12 protein-coding genes are annotated in these 7,787 nt (G+C 29.9%); 8 read left to right on the forward strand and 4 right to left on the reverse strand.

The genetic code is table 11. From position 1 onward, the window contains the following. The first annotated feature begins 98 nt into the window (after positions 1-98). Entirely contained in the window at positions 99-194 is a 96-nt protein-coding gene (locus CM54_RS12685; RefSeq protein WP_002441941.1) for a type I toxin-antitoxin system Fst family toxin, read from the forward strand. A gap of 267 nt (positions 195-461) precedes the next feature. Here the strand turns inward: CM54_RS12685 and CM54_RS11665 are convergent, their stop codons facing one another. Continuing rightward, complete coding sequence (locus CM54_RS11665) at positions 462-980, reverse strand: type 1 glutamine amidotransferase domain-containing protein (protein ID WP_016931402.1); 519 nt, start codon at positions 978-980, stop codon at positions 462-464. Between the two features lie 88 nt (positions 981-1,068). Further along, positions 1,069-1,704: a 3-hexulose-6-phosphate synthase gene (gene hxlA / locus CM54_RS11670; protein WP_037551372.1), complete on the reverse strand. Its 636-nt coding sequence runs from the start codon at positions 1,702-1,704 to the stop codon at positions 1,069-1,071. A 102-nt stretch (positions 1,705-1,806) separates the two neighbouring features. On the opposite strand from hxlA, the gene CM54_RS11675 reads away from it, so the two are divergent. From CM54_RS11675 to isaB, 7 genes are all read left to right on the forward strand, one after another. Further along, positions 1,807-2,145: a winged helix-turn-helix transcriptional regulator gene (locus CM54_RS11675; protein WP_002436858.1), complete on the forward strand. Its 339-nt coding sequence runs from the start codon at positions 1,807-1,809 to the stop codon at positions 2,143-2,145. 218 nt (positions 2,146-2,363) lie between these two features. Next, entirely contained in the window at positions 2,364-3,860 is a 1,497-nt protein-coding gene (gene lqo / locus CM54_RS11680; RefSeq protein ID WP_002441949.1) for an L-lactate dehydrogenase (quinone), read from the forward strand. A gap of 9 nt (positions 3,861-3,869) precedes the next feature. Further along, positions 3,870-3,980: an SE2200 family small protein gene (locus CM54_RS12460; RefSeq protein WP_080550853.1), complete on the forward strand. Its 111-nt coding sequence runs from the start codon at positions 3,870-3,872 to the stop codon at positions 3,978-3,980. Positions 3,981-4,211: 231 nt separating this feature from the next. Further along, positions 4,212-4,346: a beta-class phenol-soluble modulin gene (locus tag CM54_RS11685; protein ID WP_002436888.1), complete on the forward strand. Its 135-nt coding sequence runs from the start codon at positions 4,212-4,214 to the stop codon at positions 4,344-4,346. Positions 4,347-4,717: 371 nt separating this feature from the next. After that, positions 4,718-4,966: an AbrB/MazE/SpoVT family DNA-binding domain-containing protein gene (locus CM54_RS11690; RefSeq protein ID WP_176746841.1), complete on the forward strand. Its 249-nt coding sequence runs from the start codon at positions 4,718-4,720 to the stop codon at positions 4,964-4,966. Then, positions 4,963-5,301, forward strand: coding sequence for a type II toxin-antitoxin system PemK/MazF family toxin (locus tag CM54_RS11695; RefSeq protein ID WP_002436882.1), 339 nt, complete (start codon positions 4,963-4,965; stop codon positions 5,299-5,301). Before CM54_RS11690 ends, CM54_RS11695 begins: the two co-directional genes overlap by 4 nt. 497 nt (positions 5,302-5,798) lie before the next feature. Continuing rightward, positions 5,799-6,284, forward strand: a complete 486-nt coding sequence (gene isaB, locus CM54_RS11700; protein ID WP_002436880.1) for an immunodominant staphylococcal antigen IsaB family protein — start codon at positions 5,799-5,801, stop codon at positions 6,282-6,284. A 245-nt stretch (positions 6,285-6,529) separates the two neighbouring features. On the opposite strand, the gene merB is transcribed toward isaB, so the two are convergent. Continuing rightward, the gene (gene merB / locus CM54_RS11705; RefSeq protein ID WP_002436855.1) at positions 6,530-7,102 is read right to left on the reverse strand and encodes an organomercurial lyase; all 573 of its coding nucleotides are present in this window, start codon (positions 7,100-7,102) and stop codon (positions 6,530-6,532) included. A 324-nt stretch (positions 7,103-7,426) separates the two neighbouring features. Then, a partial coding sequence (locus tag CM54_RS13005; RefSeq protein ID WP_037551377.1) for a serine hydrolase occupies positions 7,427-7,787 on the reverse strand: 361 nt, incomplete at its 5' end.

A 7,787-nucleotide genomic window follows, 5' to 3' on the forward strand; every position in this document is an offset into this window, starting at 1 on the left:
ACTTATCGGAAGTGGATATGCTTACGTGTTTACAGATGATATAATAATAGAGTCGCCTTAACTTCCGGCGGTATTTTCGACGGAAGGAGGTGCTTAATATGCTTATGATCTTCGTTCACATCATTGCACCAGTCATTAGTGGCTGTGCAGTTGCGTATTTTACTTACTGGCTTAGTAGTAAACGTAATAAATAGAAGGCGACGTTAAGCCGCATCAAAAATCCCCTCACTACCACAAATAGTGAGGGGATTGGTGCATATATGCATATAATCTTCGTTAAATGTATTGTAACATCATAGTGTATAGGAATGCAAAATATGTAATACGACGTTATGAATTATTTGATGTATATATCTTAATAAAATTGGAGCTTCAAAATTAATAATAAAAAACTATCGACAAATTTTAGATCTTTGTCGATAGTCTAATCTATCAAATAATTATTTATAATGGATCTTAATTTATGCTTCTAATTGTTTAATAATCTCTCTATTGAAATCATCTAAGTCATCTGGTACACGACTTGTTACAATATTGTTGTCTACTACAACTGATTCATCAACAACATGTGCTCCTGCATTAGATAAATCTTTACGTACATTGATAACACCAGTTATTGTACGTCCATTTAAATCATCAGTATCAACTAATAATAGTGGGCCATGACAAATCGCAAATGTTGGTACATCATTTTGAGTGAAATACTTAGTAAATGTACCATAACGACCTTCTTCATCACCACGTAAATGGTCAGGTGAAAATCCACCAGGAATTAATAATGCATCATAATTTTCTGGTTTAGCGTCTGCGATACTAACATCTACAGTTACTTTTTTACCATGTTTACCAACAACTTCATGATTAGCTGTATCACCAATAATCTCAGTCTCAAATCCAGCATTTTCTAATGCCTCTTTTGGACTAGTTAATTCTATATCTTCAAATTCATCTGCTAAAATGATTGCTACTTTTTTAGTCATATTACAACATTACCTTTCAATTATAATTTTTAAATCTAGATATTATATACACTAAGAAGGAGGGAGTTTAAACATATATTAAAAATGGTTAAGCATTTCCATCAATTATATCACGACATTGTTTAGCAGCAGCTTTTGGATCGTCAGCGTTTGCGATGCCACCACCAACAATAATTAAATCTGGTTGTTCAACTGCCACTGATTTAATTGTATCGGGTTTGATACCACCTGCTACGGCTACTTTTGAATTTGAAATAACTGATTTAACAGTACGTAAACTTTCTAAAGGTGATACACCTTTAGCTTGTAAATCGTAACCAGTATGTACTGCAATATAATCAGCACCCATTTTATCTAATTCAGCTGCACGTTGTTCTAAATTCTGAACCGCGATCATATCAACTAATAATTCTTTGCCATGGTTATGTGCTTCTTCGATAGCACTTTTAATTGAAGCATCTTCAGAAACACCCAGAATTGTTACGATGTCAGCACCGAATTTTACAGCTTGACTTACTTCATAACTAGCAGCATCCATAATTTTTAAATCTGCTAATACTTGTGTGTTAGTGACTGATTTACTCATATGTTCAACAGCAGATAGTCCTTCATTTATAACAATTGGTGTTCCAATTTCTACGATATCAATGAATTCCTCTACTTTTTGAGCTAATTTTGCTGCTTCTTTTTGGTCTAATAAATCGATTGCTAATTGTAATTTCATTAAAGTTTCTCCTCTCTATCTTTTATAATGCTATTATGTTATTGGTTGTTTCGAATAACAATACTGACATTTTTGTCACTATATGAAAATGGAGGATTCGTATTGCTAATTGAATATAATAATAAAGAATTTTATACATCGAAAGATTTAGCCCTGTCTGTCATTGGTGGAAGATGGAAGATTGCCATTGTTTACCATCTTTTGCAGAGTAATCGTTTAAGGTTAAGTGAATTACAAAATAAACTACCTGATATCAACCAGCGAATGTTAATAAGACAACTTAGAGAACTAGAACAAGACAAAATTCTCGAAAGGACGGTCTATCCAGTAGTCCCTCCTAAAGTAGATTATAGATTGACTGAAATAGGACTAAAGCTTGATAAAGTAGTATTTTCAATTTGTAATTGGGGAGATGATTTTCTAGATACAGTTAGAAAGTAATAATCATAGATAATGAGAGAACCTACAATTATCAGAAGTTTTCACCTAAAAAAGATATATTAAAGTTTTATAAATCTTTAATGCATCTTTTAGAGTTTTTTAGTTGCTTTTAAAACTATTCTTTTATGGAATAAGTCAGATTAAAAATGAGTATTTTTATTATAAGTTGAATTGTATTACACTAATACTTAGTCACAAAAAAGGAAGAGGAATTATTTATGAATACTAAAGAGTCAAAAACAGTTGTCATTATTGGTGCTGGGGTATTAAGTACTACTTTTGGTTCTATGCTTAAAGAAATAGAACCTAATTGGAATATTAAACTATATGAACGTTTAGATCGTCCAGGGATTGAAAGTTCTAATGAACGTCATAATGCCGGAACTGGTCATGCTGCTTTATGTGAACTGAACTATACAGTAAGAAAGCCTGATGGTTCAATTGATATTGAAAAAGCAAAAGAAATTAATGAGCAATTTGAAATTTCAAAACAATTTTGGAGCCACTTAGTTAAAAATAAAAGTATTTCTAACCCTAAAGAATTTATTCAGCCTTTACCTCATATTAGTTTTGTGAGAGGTAAAAATAATGTTCAATTTTTAAAAGATCGCTATTATGCGATGAAAGATTTTCCGATGTTTGACAATATTGAATATACGGAAGATATTGAGGAAATGAGAAAATGGATTCCTTTAATGATGAAAGGGCATAATTCGAGTGACATTATGGCCGCTAGTAAAATTAATGAAGGTACAGATGTTAATTTTGGTGAGCTTACTCGAAAAATGGCTAAAAATATTGAACAACATCCGAATGCTAATGTTCAATATAATCATGAAGTCATAGATTTTAATCATCGAAAAGATGGTAAATGGGAAGTTAAAGTACGTCAACGCAATAGTGGTGATGTGCAAACAGAACTTGCTGATTATGTATTTATTGGTGCTGGTGGTGGAGCCATTCCATTATTACAAAAAACAGGTATTCCAGAAAGCAAAAATTTGGGTGGTTTCCCAATTACAGGTCAATTCTTAATTTGTACTAACCCTGATACCATAGCCAAGCATGACGCTAAGGTATATGGTAAAGAGCCTAAAGGTACACCACCTATGACTGTACCTCACTTGGATACACGTTATATTGATGGTGAACGTACCTTATTATTTGGCCCATTTGCTAGTGTAGGCCCTAAATTCTTAAAAAATGGTTCGAATTTAGATTTATTTAAATCGATTAAGCCATATAATATTACAACACTTTTATCTTCTGCAGTTAAAAACCTTCCTTTAATTAAATATTCGTTTGATCAAATATTAATGACTAAAGAAGGGTGTATGAATCATTTACGTACGTTTTATCCAGAAGCACGTGATGAAGATTGGCAGTTATATACTGCTGGTAAACGTGTACAAGTCATCAAAGATACACCTGAACATGGAAAAGGTTATATTCAATTTGGAACGGAAGTAGTTAATTCTAAAGATCACTCAATTATTGCTTTACTAGGAGAATCACCTGGGGCTTCAACTTCAGTTTCTGTAGCTTTAGAAGTACTTGAAAAAAACTTCTCAGAATATGAATCAAAATGGACACCAAAAATCAAAAAAATGATACCATCTTATGGCCAATCATTAGTTAATGATATTGGATTAATGAGAACTATTCGAAAACAAACATCTAAAGATTTAGAATTAAATTATTATGAAAACAAATAGAGTAAAGGAATGACAAATTTGAAAAAATTATTTGTAGCAATAGCTATTTGTACTATTGGTTATAGTGTACTTAAACGTTATCAAAAACATGTAAATAAAATACCAAATATTGAATACTAAATTTATATATAATCTCCAAGAGCATGATATTAATAACATCTTTTTATATTAAAAAAAAGGATGGACAAATCAAAAATACCAGATTCTATTTAATATAGAGTCCGGTATTTTTTGTCATTGTTAATGATGTGATATATTAAAATAGTGTAAATTAAATTTACAAATCATTCTAGAAATGTTATAAATTTATATGGTTACATCATTTTAATTTGTATAAAGGAGTGTACATTTATGTCAGGTATTGTTGAATCATTACATAATGCAGTAAATTCAGGTTTACATGTCAAACAAGACTGGGTAGACATGGGCTTTGGCATTGCTAATACAATTGCTAAAATCGTTGACCAAGTACTTAAATTTGTTTAATAAATTAAAATTTAATTTTAAAACAGGGTATTACTTTAAAGTAGTATCCTGTTTTTTGTTTGTATAAAGAATACCATACGCATAGCGTATGGTTCAGAACAGTTTCTACCGTTGTCACAAAAAAATGCATCTCTTCTTGCTTGATTTAAAACACCTTTATTTTGAATTTTAAAGGGCATGTATTAGGGGTTTTTTAACCTAAAAACTTATATTGGCTCTTAAAACGCAAATGAGAGCCAAATTGGTTCTGTTGCAAAGGCAGAAAAAATATAACTAATTATCTTTTTTACATATAATGTATTTACATAAGTAATTACACATTGATATAATAGTATTAAGGAGATGATAATATGGCAAAAACATTAAATGATATCAACAAAACATCTGAACGCATATTTAAAAGTGGTAATAGTAAAGCAATCAGTTTAAGCAAACAAACAATCCAACTTGCTGATTTCGAAGTAGGGGATAAGGTTGAAGTGCAAGAAATGAATGGTGGTTTGTTCATCAAAAAGAAAGAAGAATCAATTAAAGATAAAATTACTAATTTCTTTAAAAATGGTGGTAAATACACAGAAGAAGAAATTGATTTTGGTGAAAGTGTAGGTCGAGAAATATGAGTATTAAACAATTCGATATACTCTATATTGACCTAGACCCAACACGTGGACGTGAAAAACAAAAGATACGACCATGTTTAGTCGTAAATAACCAAATGACAATTAATGGTACAGACTTTGTTTGGATATTGCCAATTACGAGTCGAGAAGTGCGCTTCCCAACTGATATTGAAGTTAAAACTAAAAACGGATTGGTTACTGGTGTCATAGATACCATTCAAATACGGTCATTAGACCTCAATGCTCGCTATCATAACTATAAAGATGAGTTACAAGATAACTTAAAAAACGACGTGATACAGGCTATACAGACATATCTCAATCCAACACTATAATAAATCCAACTTAGATTTAATCCAAAACCTAAGCCATTTTTTTATTTACTCTTCATCTTTTTCTACTTTTACATTTTTTCTATCTGGTTTATCTAAAGCACTACTTTTAGCTTTGTCTCCAACTTTGGTAATTAAATAACTTCTGTCATCTCCATATTCATAATTATCTAAAAATGCATATTTATCACCAAAATATTATATGGGTATACTCTAAGTGTTAACTAAAGATAAACAAAAACCACCATTTTTCAAAATGAATGATAAAAATGATTTATTTTGTTTTGGGATTTCTAATTGTCTATAGGTATCACATAAAAAGAGATTATAATTAAACAGAGTTTAACTATGATTGTCACAAAAAATGATTGGTGCTTTAAATTTCGAAGTTGATAAAGTAATAACTTCAGATGATTTTTTGTAATTTTTTTGTAATTTTAATGATTTTTTGTAATATATCTGTAATAATAGATGTATTATAAATAATTAGGAGGGTTTTTATGAAGAAATTTTCTAAAATTATTCTAGCTAGCGGTATTGTTTTGGGTTTCTCTGTAACGCCCGAACTATTTAATGCAACGGAAGCACAGGCACAAGAGTCTATTGAACCTTATTATAATTATGATGGTTATACTGCGTATCAAAGTGGATTTATATTAGACAAAAATTTCAAAGAGTCATTGAAATACGATAATTTTACTATCAACGGCTATCAAATAGCAAAGAATACAACCGGTGACAATCGAATAAATTTATACGATCAAACACTTTATGGTGTATCTGAGAATAAAGCTAATGGTGTTTTCTTCTCTCTCGATGGAAAATCTATTAATAAAAATACTTTAATTCAAAATTATGGTCAACCAAATTCTTACTCTCCTACTTCAGCATGGGGTGAAGAATATATGTACAAAATTGGTAATAAAGATGTCAGATTTTATATTTACAATGGCTATGTGAATAAATGTCAAATTATAAGTGAATAAGACATTTTAGGTATAAAACGTGAGGTAAGTTGCAAGTTCGCTTACTTCACGTTTTTTTATTTAAAGTGAATAAAATAAATAATAGGACACGCATTTATGACGAGAAAATTTATTGATCGTTGAGAAGAACCCTTAACTAAACTTGTAGACGAATGTCGGTATAGCGTGAGCTATTAAACCGACCATTCGACAAGTTTTGGGATTGTTAAGGGTTCGGAGGCTCAACGTCAATAAAGCAATTACTATTAAGACAAATTATTAATCTCAAATAATTGTTTTGAAATTTCTTTTGCTTGTTTAAGATTTAATATTTTATGAGACTCTTTATTTGGCAAGCTATTTAAATAGTTTGTGGCGTTATTTCTACTTGTGAAAAAGTGTATATAAGGACAGCAATTTTTGTCACAATCTTCTTTTTCACAAACATCTTTGTATGAAATGTAAATATTACTTTTATTGTGATTGATTATTTTGTCATCTTTTATTTCTATTTTAATTTTTTCTTTAGTTAATTCATCTTCGCTTAAAATTAATATGTTTAAACCTGTTGTATAATATATACCTATAGCGTCTATTGCACACATTGCAAATAAAGGATCTTTGCTTTTGTTTGTATAAACTAGTTTATTCGTTTTTTTAGAAGATATAGGATATATACATTTGATTTTGTTGTTTTCAGTAGTTATAACTTTTTTGTCTATTAAAGTTTTATATTGAGGGATTACTTCTATTTCTTTATTAGGGTTTTCACAAAATTTATGTATGATATTAATTCTTAATTCGTTTTCTTTTTGATTTAAATCTTTTGTAAAGTTCAATTCTCCGCCTCCAATCGAAATTATTACGATTTAATTATACATAGATTTTTCTGTTTTAGAAACGAGTTGAAAACGAGTTTCTTCTTGTCTTGATACTATATAGAAATAACTCGATTTTATAAAAACGCTTATTATCCTTGATATGAAAGGGTTTGTGGCGTTTTTTCTGCGTGAAAAGAATTTTTGACATAAAAAACCCCAGTAGTATGATTAAAGCGTCTACTCAATAAACAACTACTGGAGGTCTTTCTATATGCAATATAATACTACAAAATATAATACAAACTATAAGATGATATCAGTATTTATTATGCATTTAGAATATTAAAATTCCTTCATTACACTCTTGGCGGTTTCACTTATCAACTTATCATTTGGCTTATCACTTTTATTGTCTTTATTCGTAAAAATGACTAAAACAATAGGTTCAGATTGGCCCTTAGGATAAACAAAAGCAACATCATTTCTAGAAGCATATGTTATTGCTTGACCACTTTTATCAGCAACCTTATAGTCTTTTGAAACACCGTCTTTAATTAAAGTATCTCCGCTTTTATTATTTAACATTAAATCAAGTAAGAATTTTTTGTTTTCTTTGCTTAATTTTCCATTTGCGATAAGTTTATTTAAAGTCTTACCGAAAGCAGCAGGTGTTGAAGTATCTTTTTTGCTCTTTGGTGAATAG

Source organism: Staphylococcus sp. TE8 (genome assembly GCF_000692055.1).
Taxonomy (GTDB): domain Bacteria; phylum Bacillota; class Bacilli; order Staphylococcales; family Staphylococcaceae; genus Staphylococcus; species Staphylococcus capitis.

Coding starts and splice junctions, on each gene's coding strand:
- CM54_RS12685 (WP_002441941.1), top strand. CDS start 99: ATGCTTATGATCTTCGTTCACATCATTGCACCAGTCATTAGTGGCTGT.
- CM54_RS11665 (WP_016931402.1), bottom strand. CDS start 980: ATGACTAAAAAAGTAGCAATCATTTTAGCAGATGAATTTGAAGATATA.
- hxlA (WP_037551372.1), bottom strand. CDS start 1,704: ATGAAATTACAATTAGCAATCGATTTATTAGACCAAAAAGAAGCAGCA.
- lqo (WP_002441949.1), top strand. CDS start 2,364: ATGAATACTAAAGAGTCAAAAACAGTTGTCATTATTGGTGCTGGGGTA.
- CM54_RS12460 (WP_080550853.1), top strand. CDS start 3,870: ATGACAAATTTGAAAAAATTATTTGTAGCAATAGCTATTTGTACTATT.
- CM54_RS11685 (WP_002436888.1), top strand. CDS start 4,212: ATGTCAGGTATTGTTGAATCATTACATAATGCAGTAAATTCAGGTTTA.
- CM54_RS11695 (WP_002436882.1), top strand. CDS start 4,963: ATGAGTATTAAACAATTCGATATACTCTATATTGACCTAGACCCAACA.
- isaB (WP_002436880.1), top strand. CDS start 5,799: ATGAAGAAATTTTCTAAAATTATTCTAGCTAGCGGTATTGTTTTGGGT.